The sequence below is a fragment of the Lachnoanaerobaculum sp. MSX33 genome, from assembly GCF_000512995.1.
Taxonomy (GTDB): Bacteria; Bacillota; Clostridia; order Lachnospirales; family Lachnospiraceae; genus Lachnoanaerobaculum.
Map to the genome: position 1 here is coordinate 1 of NZ_AZXX01000086.1, position 19,551 is coordinate 19,551.

The 19,551-nt window shown below is 34.2% G+C and carries 16 protein-coding genes; 4 read left to right on the forward strand and 12 right to left on the reverse strand.

Annotated elements, in window-relative coordinates:
• Positions 1-325: 325 nt before the first annotated feature.
• The 7 genes from HMPREF1495_RS10055 to HMPREF1495_RS10080 all read right to left on the reverse strand — a co-directional run bounded on the left by HMPREF1495_RS10055 (position 326) and on the right by HMPREF1495_RS10080 (position 7,688).
• Positions 326-940 (reverse strand): hypothetical protein, encoded by a 615-nt coding sequence (locus HMPREF1495_RS10055; protein WP_242832891.1) that lies wholly within the window; start codon positions 938-940, stop codon positions 326-328.
• 276 nt (positions 941-1,216) lie between these two features.
• The gene (locus tag HMPREF1495_RS10060) at positions 1,217-2,611 is read right to left on the reverse strand and encodes a hypothetical protein (RefSeq protein ID WP_034214422.1); all 1,395 of its coding nucleotides are present in this window, start codon (positions 2,609-2,611) and stop codon (positions 1,217-1,219) included.
• Between the two features lie 4 nt (positions 2,612-2,615).
• Entirely contained in the window at positions 2,616-3,779 is a 1,164-nt protein-coding gene (locus HMPREF1495_RS10065; RefSeq protein ID WP_242832892.1) for a hypothetical protein, read from the reverse strand.
• 521 nt (positions 3,780-4,300) lie between these two features.
• On the reverse strand, positions 4,301-4,549 hold the full coding sequence (locus HMPREF1495_RS14115) for a hypothetical protein (RefSeq protein ID WP_242832893.1): 249 nt from the start codon (positions 4,547-4,549) through the stop codon (positions 4,301-4,303).
• Positions 4,550-4,605: 56 nt separating this feature from the next.
• Positions 4,606-5,733, reverse strand: coding sequence for a hypothetical protein (locus tag HMPREF1495_RS10070; protein ID WP_242832894.1), 1,128 nt, complete (start codon positions 5,731-5,733; stop codon positions 4,606-4,608).
• Between the two features lie 105 nt (positions 5,734-5,838).
• Positions 5,839-6,051 (reverse strand): hypothetical protein, encoded by a 213-nt coding sequence (locus HMPREF1495_RS10075; RefSeq protein ID WP_051402827.1) that lies wholly within the window; start codon positions 6,049-6,051, stop codon positions 5,839-5,841.
• Positions 6,052-6,122: 71 nt separating this feature from the next.
• Complete coding sequence (locus HMPREF1495_RS10080) at positions 6,123-7,688, reverse strand: leucine-rich repeat domain-containing protein (protein ID WP_034214428.1); 1,566 nt, start codon at positions 7,686-7,688, stop codon at positions 6,123-6,125.
• Between the two features lie 344 nt (positions 7,689-8,032).
• On the opposite strand from HMPREF1495_RS10080, the gene HMPREF1495_RS10085 reads away from it, so the two are divergent.
• Positions 8,033-8,446: a TOBE domain-containing protein gene (locus tag HMPREF1495_RS10085; RefSeq protein ID WP_034214430.1), complete on the forward strand. Its 414-nt coding sequence runs from the start codon at positions 8,033-8,035 to the stop codon at positions 8,444-8,446.
• 69 nt (positions 8,447-8,515) lie between these two features.
• Here the strand turns inward: HMPREF1495_RS10085 and htpG are convergent, their stop codons facing one another.
• The 4 genes from htpG to HMPREF1495_RS10105 form a co-directional block, all read right to left on the reverse strand.
• Entirely contained in the window at positions 8,516-10,564 is a 2,049-nt protein-coding gene (gene htpG / locus HMPREF1495_RS10090; RefSeq protein ID WP_034214432.1) for a molecular chaperone HtpG, read from the reverse strand.
• Positions 10,565-10,697: 133 nt separating this feature from the next.
• On the reverse strand, positions 10,698-12,221 hold the full coding sequence (locus HMPREF1495_RS10095; protein WP_009662580.1) for a 4Fe-4S dicluster domain-containing protein: 1,524 nt from the start codon (positions 12,219-12,221) through the stop codon (positions 10,698-10,700).
• A gap of 242 nt (positions 12,222-12,463) precedes the next feature.
• On the reverse strand, positions 12,464-13,075 hold the full coding sequence (locus tag HMPREF1495_RS10100; protein ID WP_034214435.1) for a sortase B protein-sorting domain-containing protein: 612 nt from the start codon (positions 13,073-13,075) through the stop codon (positions 12,464-12,466).
• Between the two features lie 144 nt (positions 13,076-13,219).
• Positions 13,220-15,322, reverse strand: coding sequence for an elongation factor G (locus HMPREF1495_RS10105; protein ID WP_034214437.1), 2,103 nt, complete (start codon positions 15,320-15,322; stop codon positions 13,220-13,222).
• Positions 15,323-15,626: 304 nt separating this feature from the next.
• Here HMPREF1495_RS10105 and HMPREF1495_RS10110 point away from each other — a divergent pair, with 304 nt between their 5' ends.
• Positions 15,627-16,718, forward strand: a complete 1,092-nt coding sequence (locus tag HMPREF1495_RS10110; protein ID WP_034214439.1) for a prephenate dehydrogenase — start codon at positions 15,627-15,629, stop codon at positions 16,716-16,718.
• A 10-nt stretch (positions 16,719-16,728) separates the two neighbouring features.
• Positions 16,729-17,979, forward strand: a complete 1,251-nt coding sequence (gene aroA / locus HMPREF1495_RS10115) for a 3-phosphoshikimate 1-carboxyvinyltransferase (protein WP_034214441.1) — start codon at positions 16,729-16,731, stop codon at positions 17,977-17,979.
• Between the two features lie 53 nt (positions 17,980-18,032).
• Here aroA and HMPREF1495_RS10120 read toward each other — a convergent pair whose 3' ends face one another.
• On the reverse strand, positions 18,033-18,839 hold the full coding sequence (locus HMPREF1495_RS10120) for a CAP domain-containing protein (RefSeq protein ID WP_034214443.1): 807 nt from the start codon (positions 18,837-18,839) through the stop codon (positions 18,033-18,035).
• Between the two features lie 221 nt (positions 18,840-19,060).
• On the opposite strand from HMPREF1495_RS10120, the gene HMPREF1495_RS10125 reads away from it, so the two are divergent.
• Positions 19,061-19,543, forward strand: a complete 483-nt coding sequence (locus tag HMPREF1495_RS10125; RefSeq protein ID WP_034214445.1) for an RNHCP domain-containing protein — start codon at positions 19,061-19,063, stop codon at positions 19,541-19,543.
• The last annotated feature ends 8 nt before the right edge of the window (positions 19,544-19,551 follow it).

Here is a 19,551-nt window from a genome sequence, read left to right on the forward strand (position 1 = left end):
TGTTTCATATCATTATCCTCTTCTATCATAAATACCTCACCTTTATGATTTGTAAATTCTAATTTTGCAAACACAAATTTTGAAAGTCTATATCTCAAAAAACCATCACTCCTAAAATTATAAGCCTTTTGTTCTCTCTCAAATCTTACTTGTTCAATATATGCTTTTAATTTCTGTGCTCCCAATATAAAAATGCCTGCAAAAATAAAAAATAAATATATACATATTATATTTCTTAATTTTTTTTTGCCTCACTACTCATTTTTATTCTCATTTATTGATTCCCCTCAAGCTCCTTTTTTCTTGCCTAATGCTTCATATATGGTCAGGAAACTATATCAATATTATCCCGCCCATGATATTTCCTCTCTATCAAAATAATCAACAATCTTTCTTCCTCTATATAAAATTCGCCTGCGGTACTTTCATAATCATCTTTTGTTAAATTAATATATCCTTTATCTCCATTCTCCGTTTTAAAATATATTAAGTGTTGCATATCTGTTTCGTATAAATGAAGCACCTCTCCTTTTTGATATACAGTCGTTTCATAACAGGCGGCTTTATCATTGTACTTATATGCTTTAAGTTCTTTCACTAGTGTATATTTGAAATCATTTATAACATAATTGCCTTCTGAAACAATGTTCAAATCAGAATTAATTAAATATATGCTCATTGTAGTTTGAAAGCCTATGATATATTTTCTATCTTCCACATATAACCCCAAGTCCTGATATGCAGATTTTATATATACGCCCGCAGTTGACATGTATACTATATTGTCTTTATTCAATCTGTAGAATTCACTTATTCGTGTGTCATTATCATAATGAATTGCAATGCCAATACAATAACTCCCATTGTTATCACTTATAATTGTACTTTTTATGCCTTTTTCACCGTAGCCTATTGCATTTTTTTGATTATTTACTTCCACCCATATACAACCATCTTCATCAATAAATACTTTTACTGAATCTGTCTCACCATCATTATCAATATTAATTTTGTATTTCTTATTATATTCTATAAAATTTATAGCATATTCAACTTTATTTGCATCAGTTCCTTTTTTAAAAATACTACAACCGCTTAATATAAGTAAAAAAATATGCTTACAGATATAAATCGGATTTTGTTCATAAACACTTCCTCACCATAATACTCTTTTATTCCTGTTTCCAAGACGGTCATCACAATCTTTATACAATATTTATTGAATAGGTTTCATAACAACTTCACCGTTTTCATTCATTACTAATATAGGGTTGCTTCCATCGCGATTTATCCTTGTAATACATTGTTTTTCACCATAATCACCATACTCATATATGAATATATATTTATCTGTAGCAAATATTTCAGATGAGTCATTACCAAGGAAAAACCTCTTCTTTTTATAAACTTCCTTGTTCAAGCCGGTATCAACATCTATAGAATAAATATATAGATTTCTATATGCTTCTTTATCTGTATATTCATCCTCATTTATTACATATACATTGTTTTTGTCAACAATAAATCTGCTCCAATCTCCCGGTATATCCGGGCTTTTACCTACTCTCTCATAGTTTACATAAGTTTCATTAGAGCTGTTTTTTATTTCATCTATACTGATTCTAAATACCGCTTTTACATTAATTTGGTAGGTAAACTTCTCTCTGTTATTATCACTGTATTCTTCTTCCAAAGTCATCTCTTCCGACTTTCTTCTATATTCCTTGTCCAGATAAGTGATTTTCTGGTTTCCATAAAGATAAATATACCCATCTACCTCATCTGAAAAATTCCAAACAGATAATTCTATACTCTGTAACTCATAATTATCCGGATCTTTCCCATTTAGTTGTTCATACATTCCTCCGCTTCTTACTTCCTTATCCACTTTTTTTGCCAAATCATCATATTCTATAACATTTTCTCTATTATATGAGTCCCATTCCTCCGGTTCTAAATAGTACCTCGAAAACTTTACCTCATGTAGAAGATACTTTATCTTATTTACATCAAGTCTGTAATATTGTGGAACACTAAGAGCTATACGTTCATTTTGATACCATTTATAAAAAATGTAATCATCAAATATAGTATTACTTGTCGTAAAATCTAATGCCTCTTTATTGCTAAAAATTATCTTTCCACTAAAATCATATTTTCTTAAACCGTGTCTCACATTTAATGTATATATATTTTCACCTTCCATATACATCTTGCCTGAATCATTGGTAATTTTTACTATTTCTCCATTTGAATTCACCTTATAAATACTCGCAATATCATCACATTCACGCAAAAAAACAGTATTATCTTTTGCTAAAACACCCACAATTTCACTTGGTAATTTGCAGATTTCACTTATATTTCCATCAGAGTTTTCTATATACATAAGTCTGCCTTTATATACAAAATATATACCGTTTTCTGACTGCTCCACTTTACTGATTACTTTTACACCGTTTTTTCCATCCTGATTTGATTTATTTTCCTGTTTATATGTATCTGATGAGATATACATGGAGTTAACTTTAGGCAATGTGTAAAATATTAAAGCAAATATAGGCAATACTATAGCAATCACTACTACCCATGTGAATATTATTTTTCTCATAATTCTATTTCTCCAACGCTTGCATTACTACTTCTCCGTTTTCATCTATTACCAGTACAGCGTTACTGCCGTCACGATTAACTCGAGTAATACACAGTTTCCCATAATTATCAATATATCTGTAAATAAATATATAATTATCTGTTACAAAGATTTTTATCATACGTTCATCTGCAGACAGCCCCTTCATTGTGTAAACTTCTTTTGATATACCGGTTTCAGCATCTATATCATATATTTTCAATTCCCTATATTCCTGATTATTCTCTACATAATCTTCAATATACGATATATATATCTTTTTGTCTCTAATAGTAAAGTCATTCCTATTACGACTATTACTTAATGGTCTATCTATAGCATCATAGCTGATAGTAGCACTGTCCAATATATTTTTTATATCATCCACTTTAACTCTGCCTATAGGATATAATTTTACCTCATACTTTATTTTACTCATATATTCTTTATTTTCATATGTATTTATATACCCATTCATGTTTCCGGATAACTTGTCTTTATAATTTTTATCTCTATAAGTAAGTTTCTGCTCTCCAAGAAAATAGATATATCCATCTGAAACCTCTGAGAAATCCCAAATTGATAACTCGATACTTTGGAGTTCATAGTTATCCAGATTTCTGTCAATTATTTTTCCTTTTCTTACCTTTTTATCCATCTCTTTTGCAAATAAATCATAAGGTATAACTTCTTCTCTCAAATAAGAATCCCAAGTTTCCGGAGGTAAATAGTATTTTGAAAAATGCAGAGTATATTCTTTATATTTTATTTTATTAATATCAAATAAATAATATTTTGGCGCATAAACTTCTGCTTTTAAAAAATCTATGTTAAAAACATAGTTATTAAATATAGTATTATCCCTATCAAACCCATTATATCCTAAATCATTTTTAAAAATTCTTTTCCCGTTGAAGTCATATTCTTCAAACTCAGTACCTCCACTTAATGTATATATATTATTACCTTCCAGGTACATTATTCCCGGAGCATAAATAATGCTTATTATCTCTCCATCTGTGTTCAGTTTGTAAATACTGTTACCGCTTTCCTCTCGTAAAAAAATATTTTTATCCTTTACTAAAATACCGGAAATATTCCCTTGTATTTTACAAATCTCTTTTATTTCTGCATTTTTATTTCCCATATACATCAGCCTGTTTTCATAAACAAAATACGTACCGTCTTCCCCTTGAACAACTTTATTAAGTTTTTTTCCGCCTTCACCGGCATCATTATCTGCTATCTTTTCCTTTTGCCAATGCTTATCTACTAATACATACATAAAATCAAATTTTGGCAGTATAACATAAATTGAAAGTACTATTAAAAATATTAAGACTGCTAAAACCGGTACTATAACTTGTATCCTTTTCATTTTCACAACTTATCCTTTCTATTCTTCAAAGCATAAATCTATTGATTTTACCGGCTTTGACGACTTTTATTTACCGTAAAGCAAAAGCCCAAAGTTACGGATATTGTAGTTTATCCGTATAGTTCACTATTTCACCTACTCTACTATAACCTCGACCTCTTCGTTTTGCTTCACACCGTATATTTTTTACTTCTTCTACTCTCAGTGATTTTATATCAGATGACATAGCTGATACTTTTAATACTTCCGGCGTGAATGCACAATTTTTAAAATTATGATATATGTGTAAACTATTTTCCACTCTTTTCTTCAATTTTAGATTCCAGCGGCTTCATAACAACTTCACCGTTTTCATCCATTACTAACACAGGGCTGTTACCATCTCTGTTAATCCTTGTAATACATTCCTTTACGCCATATTCACTACCTTCATAAATGAATATATATTTATCTGTCACAAACATTTCACTGGAATAATTTCCTTTAAAAAATCTTTTTTTTCTATAAATCTCCTTATATAGACCTGTGTCAACATCCATAGAATACACATATATATTTCTATCCTCTTTGCTACTGTCAAAATATTCGTCTTCTTTTAATACATATGCATTCTTATTGTTAATAATAAAACCTCCCCATTTTTTTCCAGATCATAACATACTAATTCATAATTAATGTAAGTATCCTCAGAAGTATCTTTTATATCCTCTATATTAATTCTGCATAGTACTCTTGCTATGGTTGTATACGTTACTTTTTTTATTTTTTCACTTTCCCATTCTTCTTTAATAACCGACATTTTTTCTTTATATTTCTTATCTCTATAAGTAACTCTCTGTTCTCCATAAAGATAAATATATCCATCTTGTACTTCTGAAAAAGACCAAGGAATTAGCTCTACACTTTGCAGTTCATAATCATCCAAATTTTTCTCAGTTGTATCATCAAATATTTTCCCTTCCCTTACTGTTTTATCCACTTCCTTAGCAAAAGAATCATAAGGTATAACGTCTTCTTTCCAATACCTATTTCCGGGTTCAGGTTGCATATAATATCTTGAAAGTTTTAATTTCCTTGTCTTATAATTTATTTTGTTGGCATCAAAAAGATAATACTTAGGTATACTAACTTCCACACCATCATCACCAATATCAAAATTATATCTTATAAAAAAAATATAATTATCAAATATCATGCTACTTGATATAAAATCGGATTTAACTTTATTTTCAAAAATTTTTCTTCCATTAAAATCATATTTTCTTAAACTGGGTTCTCCATCCAATATATATATATTTTCCCCTTCAATACTTGGTGTTCCTGAAGCACCAAAAAGTCTTACTATTTTCCCACTTAAATCCGCTTTATAAATACCTTCAACATCATCCCGTTTGAACAAAAAAATATTATTATCTTTTACTATAATACCTATAATTTTACTTTGCACTTTGCATATTTCTCTAACCTGCTCATCCGCTTCATCCATATACATTAGTTTGTCTTTATACACAAAGTATATGCCGTTTGTCCCTTGCTTTACTATTTCAGTTCCACCTGTCTTTTCATCCCCGTCCCCAATCTTTTCCTTCTGCCAATGCTTGTCTGCGGATATATACATAAAGTCGAATTTAGGCAATACAAAAAATATCAATACTGTTATAAAAATAATAATGAAAAATAATGTGAATAATATTGACAACCTTAGCTTGTTTTTTTTCCTCATTTGTATATAATCTCCTCTGCCATAGCATTATACAATTTCTTCAAATAACCGGCTAAACTACATATAAACTTTAGTCTACTCTTTATCCAGACCATAAGTTTCTCCTTATGACCAATCTTTATACTTGTCTTTAAATAAATCAAATAAGCCTATTCTATTAATTGATATTTTTTTAATTTTTCCATTCCCATAATCATATATAAACTTTCCGGGTCGACCTGTTCTGTCATGTCCAACTATGTCAAGTTCATTTATATATATAACTCCTTCATCATTTCGCTTATTCATATATTCCCACACAGCTCTTTCATTTTTCATATCTCTTCTTTTAATAATATATAATTTTTGGGTTCACCCTTTATATTATTGTAGAACTTGTACATAGTTTTCTAGTAAAATACAAGTTTAGGTGTCTTTATTCCATCGGTCTCAATCCAGTGATATTCTCCCTTCAATCTCTCAGGCAATTCAATCTCCTTTAATGAATAGCATTCTCTGATAGCGAATGAATCCAGATATTCTACATTTTCAGGTATTTTTATTTTAGTGAAAGAACAATCTCCAAACGAGTATGCATATATTGCTGTTAAACTGTTAGGTAAATCAATATTTTCCATCTTTACACACCCGACAAATGTAAAATAATGAATTTCTCTTAATTTAATACCATCTTCAAAATCTACTTTTCTTAAATTTGAGCATTGAAAAAATGCCTCTGCACATATTGTCTCTACACTTTTAGGGATATAGACTTCTTCAATATCTTTTCTATTTCTAAAAGCCTGTGCCCCAATTAACCTGGTTCCTGCTTTAATACGGATTATTGAACTTTCATTATTTTCAGAAGTTAAAAGTATATTATCTACATACTTACATCCGTATTCATCCGGTTTTATATTATTTAAATACTTAGTATTTTCAAGACTATACCCGGCAATGCTTTCTATCTCTGAGGGTAAATTAATATCATACAAGTCCTTGCAATTATTAAATGCTCCATTGCCAATTTCAATTATACTTTCAGGCAATTTAACTTCTTCCAAACCTGAATGAGCAAAGGCATTTATTCCGATTCTTTTCAGCCCTTCTTTAATATTTATCTTTTTCAATGCCGTACAATTCTCAAAACAATTATCTCCAATTTCAATTATTCCTTCAGGAAGTTCAATCTCTCTTAACCTGGAATTATTTATAAATACAGCACTTGCAATTACCTTTGTAGAATCTTTAACTATGACAGTACTATTTAAACCTTTATTATATAAAAGCACTTTTCCAAGGTATACAGATCCATATTCATCAACCATTCCGCTTTTTAAGAATTCTGTTCCCCAAAACGCATTTTCTTCTACTCTTTCAATTCCTTCTGACATTCTCACTGTAGATAAACTGCTGCAATTATAAAAGGCAGAGGCACCTACAATCTTTAAACTATCCGGTAAATATATGCTCTTAAGATTTATACAATCACTAAATGTTTTTTCTTTTATTTCAGTTATAGTATTGGGTAGCTGTACGTTTGTCAGAGAACTACATTCTGAAAATGCACCTTCCTCTATTACTCTAACATCACCGGGAATATCTATTTCTGTTAATGATTTACATTTTAAAAATGCACCATTTCGTATAACTTCTAATCTTTCAGGTAATTTGATATCTTTTAAATTTGGGCAATTATAAAAAGCTCCCATTTCAATTTCTTTAATTCCGTCGGATAATGTAACCATCTCTAAATTCATGCAGTCTGCAAAAGCAAAAATTCCAATTTCATTTACTCCATCCGGTATTTCCACTACTTTTAAATCTTCTTTTTTTTCAGTAATTCCACTTTTTATACCTATAAAAACATTGTCTTTAATTATTATCCTACACTTCCAATTAATAAACGTAAGATAAACAATCCAAAGCACTAAAAAAAACAGTAATATGACTAAGTATTTTTTAATATTCTTCATTTTTTATCCCAATTTAAACTCTTTTATTCAGTTGCAACTTAAAATTAACCACGATTATATACTATAAATATTTTCTAAAATTTTTATTTAAATGTCAATATAAAAATACATATTTTTATATTTGGTATAATTGTAACAGCTGTCCTTTAGTGTTTTTTATAGAACAAGTGATTATTTTCATTTAATAAATATTATTATTGAAAGTCTAATTAACTACACGCTCTCCAACCTTCTCCTCCATCCCCTCAATAAATACCACTTGCTATATTTTAAATTTATGCTAGAATCTGTAGTATTGCTTAATCTATTTAAGCAAAATATTTTTGACGAGAGGTTTTTACACAATGAAATTAAGTGCAAGAAATCAATTCAAAGGAATTGTAAAGAATGTAAATGAAGGTGCTGTTAACGGCATCGTTACTATTGAAGTAAATGGAGAGGCTGTTTCAGCTACTATTTCTGTTAATGCTATCAAGGAGCTCGGATTAAAGGACGGAGCTGCCGCAATCGCTGTTATCAAGGCTACAGAGGTTATGGTTGCTACAGAGCTTCCAAAGATTTCTGCAAGAAACAAGTTCAAAGGTGTTGTAAAGAGCATTGAGGAAGGTGCTGTTAATGACATCGTAGCTGTCGAGACAAAGCTTGGTGTAGTTTCCGCAACAATCTCAAAGAATGCTGTAAAAGAGCTTGAGCTTGCCGTAGGTAAAGAAGCTTATGCTATTATCAAGGCTACTTCGGTAATGGTAGGTATTGAATAATATTTTTTAAATCAAAAAAGACTGCCCTTAAGATTTCTCAATCTTTAAGTAGCAGTCTTTTTTATTTTATTATTTTAACTTAAGCATAAGCTCATTGCTTCTTTTTATAAATGCACTCATTCTCTCAGGTGAAAGCGGACTGTGTGATATTGAAGCCAAATCATACAACTGTTCACATATCATGTCAAATAACTCTTCATGATTGTTTTCAAGAAGTTCCTTTACAAGCGGATGATTTGCATTAAGAACCAAAGTCTCTCCCTCTCCTCCAAACATTGAAGGATCCATGCCCATCATTCCGTACTGCTTCATCATCTCCTGCATTCTTCTGCTCTCTTCAGATATTGTGATTACCGAAGAAATATCATCGCTCTTTAAAAGCTGTACAGAAACTTTCAATCTGTCATTGTGAAGAGCGGTCTTTACCTTTTCAGATAATGCATCATATGAAGCCTTTGTATCTTCAGCTACCTCCTCACTTCTCATATCATCCGTCATATCGGAATCTATTCTAAGGAATTTTACATTATCTCTTTTCATCTCAAGAGTTGAGATAAAAGGTACATCAATGCTGTGTGGCAATACTACAGCATCCTTTCCGGCAGACTTAAAGATATTTACATACTGGCTCTGCTCTTTTACATCATTTACATAGAATATCTGAGTTTTTTCAACCTCTTTTTTCTCTTCGGAGTTCTCAATATTCTCATCTGCAGAAGTTTCAACCTTATCCTCGGAATTTTTACTTTCATCAACAAGCTCGTTTAATGTAAGGTACTTATCATTTATATTTTTAAATAATATATAATCTTCTACCTTTTTACCGAACTTCTCGTCTTTAAGATAACCGTACTTTATAAACGGTGCGATATCATCCCAGTATTTCTCATACTTATCTCTCTCGGTCTTGCACATACCTGAAAGCTTATCTGCAACTTTCTTTGCAATATATTCCGAGATTTTTCTTACCGAACCGTCATTTTGCAAAGCGGATCTTGAAACATTAAGCGGAATGTCCGCACTGTCTATTACACCCTTTAACAGTAATAAAAACTCCGGAATAACTTCCTTTATATTGTCGGCGATAAATACCTGATTGTTGTAAAGCTTTATTGTTCCCTCTATAGAATCATACTCCGTATTTATCTTAGGGAAGTATAAAATTCCTTTTAGGTTAAAAGGATAATCCATATTTAAATGAATCCAGAAGAGCGGTTCCTTATAATCCATAAAGACTTTTCTGTAGAAATCGATATATTCTTCATCGCTGCACTCATTAGGATGCTTAGTCCAAAGCGGATGTATATCATTTAGCGCTACAGGACGCTTTTTAATCTTTATCTTTTCCTTTGCAGGCTCTATTTCAACCTCTTCCTTAGTGCCGTCTTCTTTTTCTTTTTCCTCTGTCTTTGCAGGCTCAATTATAGTCTCTATTACGGTATCGCTTTCTAAAAGCTCATCTTTTTCTATAATTTCAGTAGCTTCCTCCGCATCTATATCCTTTAAGAATATCTCTACAGGCATAAATGAACAGTACTTGTTAAGTATCTCTCTTACTCTGAACTCGTTTGCGAACTCATGGCAGTTATCATTAAGGTATAGTGTAATAGCAGTTCCTCTCGAAGCTCTGTTGCCTTCTCCCATCTCAAACTCAAGACCGCCGTCACTTACCCAATGTATAGGCTTTGCGCCTTCTTTGTATGACAGTGTGTCAATACTTACTTTATCCGCTACCATGAATGCGGAGTAAAATCCAAGACCGAAATGACCTATTATCTGCTCTTCATTTGTCTTATCCTTATATTTTTCTATAAAATCCACAGCACCTGAAAAGGCTATCTGATTTATATACTTTTCCACCTCTTCTTCAGTCATACCGATACCGTTATCTATAAAACGTATAAGTTTTTGTTTTGGGCTGACTTCCACATTTATCTTATATTCATCTCCTTCAGGCTTTGTAAACTCTCCTGCAAGGCTTAATTTTTTCAACTTTGTTATAGCATCTGTTGCATTTGAAATCAATTCTCTTACAAAAATATCATGATCTGAATACAACCATTTCTTTATAATCGGAAATATATTTTCACTGTTTATTGATAAGTTTCCCTTTTTCATTTCATCACCTCTCTAATAAATTTGCAAATATATTATTTGCTTTGATATAACTATTATAACCATGAAAATATAAAAGTCAATAAAAAATTGGCACTCACCTAATATGAGTGCCAATAACTATTATTATATTTAATTATTTAACCAACTTATCAAGCTCTTTTACAGATTCAGTCTCAATAGCAATACCATGTGTTGCCTTAGCCGCATACTGATTTACTGCACCTTGAGATTTCTTGATATTCTGCATTGTTCCCGGTCCTGCCACGCAGCCTCCCGGACATGCCATTCCTTCAAGAAGATATCCCGGATACTTTCCTGCTTTGGCCATTGTCATCATCTTTTTGCAATCTGCAAGGCCTTCCGCATTCATTACCTTTACTTCTCTGTCAGGATACTGACTCTTAATAACTCCTACAACCGCCTTTGCAACTCCTCCGGATACCGCAAAGTTTCTTCCGTCTGTAGATGCATCGTTGACACCGTTCGGATCTTCTTCAAGATTTTCAATATCTATATGTTTTGCATCAAATATTCCGGCCATCTCTTCAAATGTAAGCACAAAGTCCACTTCACTTCTTACCTCTGTCCACATAGCCTCAAGCTTCTTTGCGGAACATGGTCCGATAAATACCACTTTTCCGTCCGGATGCTGTTTCTTTATAAGTCTTGCCGTAAGTGTCATAGGTGTAAGTGCCATTGATATACATTCAGCCTGATCCGGGAACACTTTCTTTGCCATCAATGACCACGAAGGACAACATGATGTACCCATAAAAGGTAATTTCTCAGGCACTTCATCAAGGAAGTCAAATGCCTCCTGTGTGGCACAAAGATCGGCACCGATAGCAACCTCAAATACATCGGCAAATCCGAGCGCTTTCATTGCCGCACGGAGTTTTCCGGGAGTAACCTTCGGACCGAACTGGCCTACGAAAGCAGGAGCAATAGCCGCATATACTCTGTCTCCCGACTGAATGGCTCTGATAGTCTGGAAAATCTGTGATTTATCTGAAATTGCGCCGAAAGGACAATTTACAAGGCACTGTCCACATGATACACATTTATCGTAGTCAATATCGGCTTTACCGTTTTCATCTGAAGATATTGCATCCATACCGCATGAAGCCGCACAAGGTCTTGTCTGAATAATGATTGCATTATATGCGCAAACATTTGCACATCTTCCGCATTTGATACACTTTTCCTGATTGATACTTGAGAATCCGCTCTCTTTATCTATCTTTACGGCACCTGTAGGACAAACCTCCGAACATGGATGTGCCAGGCATCCCTGACAACCGTTAGTTACATATACTCTCTTTTCAACACAACCATGACATGCAAATTTAATTATATTAATTAACGGTGGTGTATAATATGTCTCCGCCTTATCCGCAAGCTCTATACCCTCAGACAAAGGAGCATGATTAGCCGCACTTCTGTAAGGCAATCCCATAGCAAGTCTGAGCCTCTCACCTACTATAGCTCTTTCCAGGAAAACATTATTTCTAAAATTTCCCACTTCACCGGGAATAATCTTATAAGGAAGCTCCTCTATTCTTTTATCTACCGGCCACTCTGTGTGATAAGCCATTCTGGCAACTTCTCTAAAGATTCTATGTCTTATTTCCTGAATTCTTGTTTCAACACCTCTCACAATTTTCCTCCACTAAAAAAATTTTCCGTTTATAGTGACAATAGTTTCAGTATTTCTAAAACCGTCTTCTATACTGAGCAATGATATAATACTATATTTAAAAAATAAAATAAAGGTATATTGTTATTTTTTTATCAATTTCTTGTTTTTTATAAGAAACATACAAAATTGCATTAAAAAAAACGCAAAAACGGCAGACTGTACAGCCTGCCGTAAAATGTCTTATTTAATTTAACTTAAGATTAGTTCTCTTTCTTCTTTGTTGCAATTACAAATGCACCTGCTACAGTTGAAAGACCGAGTAATGCTGCATAAAGTCCCATTGCTGAAGCATCAGCTGTCTTAGGTACATTTAATTTTCCACGCTTAGCTGCTGTCACATCACCCTTTGTTGTAACATTTGTGTTTCCTGCTGCAGGACCTACATTAGCTGAAGGTGCAGTAGTATTTGATGGTGCAGGACCGTAATTTGACGCAGGAGTATTTGTAGGTGCTGTTGTTGCAGTAACAGTTCTTGAGCTTCCACTTCTTGATGAGCTTGATGAACCTCCTCTGCTGCTTGATGCTGTAGAGTTTGAACGAGTAGCCATAGAAGGTGTTGCATTAGATACTGTTGATCTTACTACAACTGTAGAAGTACCCGGTATAATAATCTCTGAAGGTGCCTTCTCTCCCTCTATTCCTATAATACGGGTTATCTTTCCCTCATTAATAACCTGTGCGCTTGCAGCGTCTGCAGATTTTCCAGGAATAATTATCTGTGAAGGTGCGGCAAAAGCAACTACACTACCTGAAACTAAACCTAAAGCCAATGTTAATGATAAAACTGTTTTTTTGATTATTGATAAGTGCATGATATGATACCTCCTTTTTCATATAAGTTTTTTTGATGAAGCTAATATATAACCTTATGAAAAAATTTTCAAGCACTTTATTCAATATGTAAATTTATAGTAAGATTTCTTACGAATAAACATATTTTCTTATAAATATATTTATTATTCCGTATCATTTTCAAGTTTAGAAGCTCTTGCCTCAACTTCCTTCTTCTGGATATCTCCCGGTGTCTGCTCATACCTTGCAAATTCATAGCTGAATACACCCATACCTCCGGTCATTGAACGAAGTTCGGTATTGTATCCGAAAAGCTCAAGCATAGGAACATCGGCTCTTATAAGCTGTTTTCCGTGATTGATTGACTCCATACCGAGAACTCTACCACGTCTCTTGTTGAGATCTCCCATAACATCACCTGTGAATTTATCGGGAACTATTACACTTACTGTATAAATAGGCTCCAAAAGTACAGGTGCAGCCTTCATAAATCCGTCCTTAAATGCGATTGTTGCAGCCATCTTAAATGCCATTTCAGATGAATCAACAGGGTGATATGAACCGTCCAAAAGCACAGCCTTTACACCTACTACAGGATATGCGGCCAAAGGTCCCTTAACGCAACACTCAGCCACTCCTTTTTCAACTGCAGGGAAATAATTCTTAGGTACCGAACCTCCGAATACAGTCTCCTCAAATACATATGGCTTCTCAAGATCTCCTGAAGGTTCAAAGCTCATCTTTACATCACCGAACTGACCGTGTCCACCTGATTGCTTCTTATATCTTCCTGCAGCCTCAACCTTTTGTCTGATAGTCTCTTTGAAAGCTACCTTAGGTCTTGAAAGCTCTATCTTCACCTTATATCTATCTAAAAGTTTGCTAACTACGATTTCAAGTTGTTGATCACCTATTCCGTAAAGAAGAGTCTGTCTGTTTAAAGTATCGTTCACATGCTTTAATGTCAAATCTTCTTCCATAAGTTTTGACAGACCTGATGAAAGTTTATCCTCTTCACCCTTGTTTACGATCTTATATCTCATACATGTATATGGTGATGAGATCTTTGGTCCATGATAAAGGATAGGTGCATTCTTTAACGCAATAGTATCACCTGTAGTTGTTGCACTAAGCTTAGCCATAGCGCCGATATCACCGGCAACAAGCTCAGGTACTTCTATAGCGTTCTTTCCTCTGAGTACATAAATCTTTCCGGATTTCTCCTCTGTTTCCTTACCTACATTATAGATTGCACTGTCAGGCTTCAGTGTACCTGTACAAACCTTAACCAATGAGTATTTTCCTATGAAAGGATCCACGATTGTCTTAAATACTCTTGCAGATAATGAAACCTCTTTATTATATTTTGCTGTAAAATGCTCACCGTTGCTTACGTCCACTCCCACACACTCTTTATAATCAGGTGACGGGAAATACTTTTCAATTGCCATCATAAGTGCCTTAAATCCCTGTGCGTCCACTCCTGAACCCATCATTACAGGCACGATATCTCCGTTGCAAATATTTTCTTTGAGTGCTGTTGAAATTTCATCATCACTGAATTCCTCACCTGAAAGATATCTTTCCATGTATTCTTCGCTTGTCTCGGCAACGGCCTCCATCAAGGCCTCTCTTGCAATCTTTAAGTTGGCTTCAACATAATCAGGTATCTCACACTCTACATAATCTGATAGGTTTGTAAATCTTCTACCCTTCATCTTTACGACATTTACAAATCCCACGAACTTTTCGTTTTCTCTGATTGGAAGATGGAAAGGAGCCACTTTTCTTCCGAAGCGAGTTTCAAGCTTCAAAAGCAGTTCACGATAGCTTGCCTTGTCATCGTCCATATTTGTTACAAAGAATATTCTAGGTAAACCGTATTCTTCGCACAACTCCCATGCTTTTACTGTACCTACTTCAATTCCGGCCTTACAATTGACTACAATAATGGCAGCGTCTGCAGCTGATACGGCTTCTTCCACCTCGCCTACGAAGTCGAAATATCCCGGAGTATCCAAAAGATTTATCTTTACACTTCCGGTATCTCCTTCATATTCTACCGGAACCAAAGATGTACTGATGGAAAAACCTCTTTTAATTTCTTCTTTGTCATAGTCGCTGATGGTATTTCCGCTTGAAATACTTCCCATCTTTGAAATATTTCCTGCAACAAAGCTCATGGCCTCTGCCACTGTAGTCTTACCCGAGCCTCCATGGCCAAGTAGTACGACGTTACGAATCTGTTTAGTTTCATAAACCTTCATAAGAGTATCCCTCCTTTTTAGTCAATAGACTTTTCTGATAAAGATATTTTACTAAACATACGATAAAATTTCAAGTTTTATATTCAATTTAGACAATGTAATTTACACTTTTATTATAGTTAAATCGTAATATATTTTTATAAAGTTTTTGTATAAATAGACTGTTTTAGTAAAGATAAATAGTCCTGATAAAGCCATATTACTATATCACTTTAAATTATTAAAGCAAAAGTAATTGACTAATGACTCCAAATGTACTAGACTTTTTATATTTAAAATTGACGTAATGTCGGGACGGAGGATTATGCAATATAATAATATAGCTTTTATAGGCTTTGGACTTATAGCGGGATCGATTGCCAAAGCAATAAGAAAATACAGACCTGAATCAATAATCTATGCCTATACAAACAACCGTTCCGAGCTGCTAAAAGGGAAAAGTGACGGGATTATCGACATTATTCTTGAGGGTATAGACAGCACTCTTTCAGACTGTGATATAGTGTTTTTATGTACTCCGGTAGAGCTCAATGATAAATATCTTAAAGATATAAAGCCTTATATAAGAAAGGATGCAATCATAACGGATGTGGGGTCCACAAAGTCCTCAATTCACAGTCTTGCAAAAGAACTTGAACTTGAGGATGTCTTTATAGGCGGACATCCTATGGCAGGTTCTGAAAAAACAGGGTATGACGCTTCGGATGCTCTGCTTTTGGAAAACGCTTATTATATGATCACTCCTTCCTCAAAAATAAATGACGAAAAATTAAAGGTATTTTCAGGAATAATCGAATCAATAAAGGCTATTCCCTTTGTAATAGATTATCAAAAGCATGATAAAGTTGTTGCCACTATAAGCCATTTACCTCATATTATTGCGGCTACACTTGTAAATCTGGTGAGTGAAAATGACTATGATGACGGAGTAATGAAAAGAGTTGCCGCAGGGGGATTTAAGGATATTACAAGAATAGCCTCGGCCTCTCCAATCATGTGGGAACAGATATGTATGCTTAATTGTGAACCTATAAATATGATGCTTAGAAAATATATAGATACTTTAGAGGATGTATACTCACATTTGTCTTCCAAGTCAAGCACATATATCAACAATATGTTTGCAAAATCCGGTGAATACAGAAATTCTCTTGATACAAACTCTCAGGGACTTATTATTTCAAAACATGATTTAAGCGTGCATATACAGGATAAACCGGGAGCAATTTCCGTTATCTCCGCCATATTGGCCGCAAATTCTATAAATATTAAAAATATCGGTATCAATCACAACAGAGAAAAGGGCGAGGGTGCTTTAAATATTTCTTTCTATGATGCCGATTCCTGTGAAATGGCAGGCAAATTATTGAAGGAATATAATTATAAAATTATTTAACGGAGGAAATATGATAAAAGGTAGATTAAGGGTTCCCGGCGATAAATCAATTTCTCACAGAGCTGTTATGTTCGGTGCCATATCCAAGGGTATTACAAATATAAAAGGCTTTTTAACAGGTGCCGACTGCATCTCAACAATATCAATTTTTAAAAAAATGGGTATTGATATAGAAATACAAAATACTTCCGTTACAGTAAGGGGAAAGGGACTTTACGGTCTCAGTAAACCGGGAGAAATACTTGACTGCGGCAACAGCGGTACTACAACCAGACTTGTAAGCGGTATTTTATCTGCACAAAACTTCACTTCTGTCCTCACAGGTGACAAGTCTATACAAAAAAGGCCTATGAACAGAATTATAGCTCCTCTCACATTGATGGGCGCCAATATTAAAAGTAATAACGGTTTTGCACCTCTTACCATTACAGGAAGCTCGCTTCACGGTATTGAATATAACTCTCCCGTTGCCAGTGCGCAGGTGAAATCCGCCATACTTCTTGCAGGATTATACGCAGATTCCCCGACTACTGTGATTGAGCCTGCAAAATCAAGAGACCATACCGAATTGATGTTAAAAAAATTCGGTGCAGATTTATATACGACAAAAACTTCCGCTACAATAAATCCATGTAAGGAACTTTTTGCAACCGATATAGACGTTCCTTCCGATATATCATCAGCTGCTTTTTTTATGGCTGCCGCAGTTTTGGTTCCGTGTTCGGAGCTTATACTTGAAAATGTAGGTATAAACCCTACAAGAGACGGCGTAATAAAAGTTTTAAAAGATATGGGTGCAAATATAGAAATAATCAATTCAAATGATGAGTTTGAGCCTGTAGCCGATATCAAAATATCCTATTCAAAGCTTCATGCAACTACTATAGGAGGAGACATTATACCGACTCTTATAGATGAACTGCCTTTACTTGCCGCCGTAGCTTCATTGGCTGAAGGTAAAACAATTATAAAGGATGCTGCAGAACTTAAGGTAAAAGAATCCAACAGAATAAAGGTAATGTGTGAAGAACTTTCAAAACTCGGTGTAAATGTAGTAGAAACCGAAGACGGTATGGAGATTGAGGGAACAAACAAACTTTTGGGAAATGTCACCATATCTACTCATGACGATCACAGAATCGCAATGACATTTGCTATTCTCGGACTGATTTCAGACGGTGAAATAAAGCTTGATAATAAAGCTTGTGTTGAAATATCATATCCTGAATTTTTTGACGATTTAAGAAAAGTAAATATTTGAAAAAAGCCGCAGTCGATATAATACTGTAAGTATATACCGATGGCGGCAATTTTTTATTTTTGATGTCCGAAAAGCATTGCTACATAATAAAATCCGTTGCTGTAATAATATCCGACTCCGGCATATATTGTGGATGCCGGAACATTCTCTATAAATCCCTCACTTTGAAGCATAAGTTCATTATGCTTTGGAGAGTTCTTAAAAGATGTAATCTTTATATCTGTAGATGATGAATTGTCCATTGTCAATATCTCAGATACTCCGATATAATTGTTTGTTATATTGTTCACGGTATAAAAAGCCTGTCCGTCAGGTCTGGTATGTTCAAATGACATCGCACTCTCCTTTGCTCTTTGCTGTGCCGCCGCCATAAGCTCACCGCTTATCACCATCTCAGGCAATCCCTTGCTTTTTCTGTACTCGTTTAACTTAAGGAAAAGCTCCGCTCTTTCGCCTGTGTTCTCTCCTGTGATATGCATTGCCACATCAAGTCCCGCCTGTCCGGATTTTGTCATTACAATTCCGTTTTGTGTCCAGGCACCCTCTCCGTTTAAATCATATCCGTCAGGTGATTTGGTATTCCTTAGCATAGCACTTTGAGGAAAGGCGCTGTTTCTTCCGTCATTAAAGAAATAAGCCTTACCGTCCACCCACTGCCAGCCTGTCAAGGTATATCCCTTTGTATTGAAATAATACCAGTTTCCGTCGATATTTTTCCACTGTGATACGGGATATTTGTAATCATCCGTCAAATACCATGTCCCCTTTGAATCATGCTGCCAACTTCCTGCATACGAGACCATGGAAAGTCCCATACTCATTGACAAAGCCGCTGCCAAAACAACTAATCTCTTCTTCATTTTTTCTCCTACAACTCATCCGAAATCCATTAAAATATATAGTAATCAACACTGTAAAAATATATTTTACATATGTAAATTTCTTGGGTATAATACAAAAATAAGTATCTATATAACTTTTATACAATATAATTATATCAGACACTTTAGGCAATTCAAAGTGCCTGTTTTATTAAACCAAATGAAGTATATTGTAAGAAATACACAATGGAGAAGAAAATATGAGTCAAGATAAATTTGATTTAGAAGAGGCTCTAAAAAAACTTAACAGCGCCCCTTCATCACAGAAGAAAACCGGTACAATCAAAAAGAAAAATGCCGTAAAGATAGAACCTGACTACAGATATGAAGCATGCAACGAATCTTTCCCCTGTGCCAATTGCGGAAAGATGATAAATCCTGAAGGTGCCGGTACACATCACAGAAACCATTGCCCCTACTGCCTGTCTTCCATTCATGTGGACAATGAACCGGGAGATAGGAAAAGCGATTGCAAAGGCATTATGGAGCCTATTTCCATCTGGGTTAAGGATAAGGGTGAATGGGCAATAGTTCACAGATGTAAAAAATGCGGTAAGCTTAACACCAACAGAAGCGCCGCAGATGACAATCCAGTACTTTTGATGTCGATTGCCGTAAAACCTTTGGCCTCACCGCCTTTCCCGCTTCATTTACTGGAAAATACACTTGATAAACAAAAATAAAGAGATGG